1 protein-coding gene is annotated in these 1,879 nt (G+C 40.9%); it reads right to left on the minus strand.

Annotated features, from left to right (window positions below):
- Positions 1-78 precede the first annotated feature (78 nt).
- Positions 79-1,323, minus strand: a complete 1,245-nt coding sequence (ltrA, locus tag CVD27_RS00835) for a group II intron reverse transcriptase/maturase (protein ID WP_101646011.1) — start codon at positions 1,321-1,323, stop codon at positions 79-81.
- Between the last annotated feature and the right edge of the window lie 556 nt (positions 1,324-1,879).

Here is a 1,879-nt window from a genome sequence, read left to right on the forward strand (position 1 = left end):
AGGCAAGTAGACCACTGGAACTTCCCCAATGGTCCCTCTCAGAACCGGACGTGAACCTCTCAGCTCATCCGGCTCCCATTATTCAGCCGTTGGCTTAATACCTAACTCCCAATGTTTAAAGAGATTGGGAATCTGTTTTGCAATTCTACCTAAGAAATATTCTGCTCTTTTCTTGTGACGGGCTAACCTTTTGTATTTCTTCCTTGCCCACATTATTAAGGCTTTGTTGATGTGCCTTAATGTTGAGTACATTTCAGATTTGTAGAACTTACCATAGTAATTAATCCACCCAATAATCTGAGAGTTAAACATATTTGAGAGGTCTGAAAGGTCCTTTTCCGCTTTTAACTGCAGTCTCCAGTCCCTTACTTTTTGCCGAATTGATTTCTTTGATTTATTACTAATCGCAGGTGTAAAGTTAATAAAGTGGTTTCCCCATCTGTTTTTGGAACGTCTTGGTCTAAACGTGTATCCTAGAAAATCGAACGAGATATTTTCATGATTTTCTTTCCGATCTGCATCCTTACAATATACAATTCGAGTTTTGGTTGGATGTAGTTCAAGCTTGCATTCTTTCATCCTTTTGTTTAGTGATTGTAGCACTTTTGTTGCCTCATCTTCTGAGTTACAATGGATGACTGCGTCATCTGCATATCTCGCAAAAGGATTATTTGGATGGTTAATAATCATCCACTTATCAAATGTGTAATGAAGAAATAGATTTGCTAGAACTGGACTTATAACTCCACCTTGCGGTGTGCCGGAAGTCCGTTCTACTGCACCTTCTTTTGTTTGGAAAGGTGCTTTTAGCCACCTATTAATATATAGTTTTACCCATTTATTACTTGTGTGCTTTTCCACCGCTCTCATTAGTAAACCGTGGTCAATGTTATCGAATAGTCCTTTAATATCGAATTCTAGAACCCAGTTGTATTTCCAACACCTTTTGCGGGTTATCTCTAACGCTTGAATTGCACTTTTGTTAGGTCTATAACCGTACGAATCCTTATGGAAGAAAGGTTCCACCGAGGGTTCAAAGTACATTTTCACGACCATTTGTGCGATTCTATCTTCAACCGTTGGAATTCCCAGTGTCCTAGTTCCTCCACCTTTCTTCGGTATCTCTACTGCTTTTACTGCAGGAGGAAAGTAACTTCCTGAGGACATTCTGTTCCATAGTTTATAGAGATTATCCTTTAAGTTCAGTTCGAATGCTTCAATTGACTCTTCGTCAATACCGGCTGACCCTTTGTTTGCTTTTACTCTTAGAAAGGCATCATAAACCACCTTTTTAGATATAGCATATGGCTTTGTTTTATTCATAAGTTCCTCCCATTAAGATGGTTGACTTGCTCATAAAACTGAATAACATAACCCCTTTGCTCCACCTCCGTTAGGAGGTTTCATTACTACTAAGGGTTATTCCGCCCCTATACATGGCATTGGTACTCTGATTCTTGTGGTGCTTCCACTTGAATTTCTCCCTTAACATCCATGTCGTAGGTTCCCACGTTCCACGCTCAAGCCTGTATTAAGTTCACGCCGCCTTTATACCGGTCACCGAACGGACAGTAAACAGGTTTCTTCCGAACTGATCCTGAGTTAACGACTCCCCCTCAGTTTTGATGACATCCCTACGCTTTCGATACTTCTTCAGCGGTTCAATGGTTTTCGTCTCCTTAATACGTACCTGACAGAGTCTTGCTCTGCCTTTTCCCTAACGCTCAATACCATAGCTTTTGACTACAGCACCTTAGGGTGATTTGCAATCTCTACCTGTATAGCGATTACGAGAGGCCTACTCTCATCTTGAGTGCAGCAAAACTAGTTGATTGTGCCTTCAGGCACACAACTCGCAAGTTTTCGTGGCACACAATCA

This window comes from Neobacillus cucumis, assembly GCF_002860255.1.
Lineage (GTDB): Bacteria > Bacillota > Bacilli > Bacillales > Cytobacillaceae > Neobacillus > Neobacillus cucumis_A.

Bases quoted from the DNA above. Each gene is read 5' to 3' on its own strand.
- ltrA (WP_101646011.1), bottom strand. From the start codon at position 1,323: ATGAATAAAACAAAGCCATATGCTATATCTAAAAAGGTGGTTTATGAT.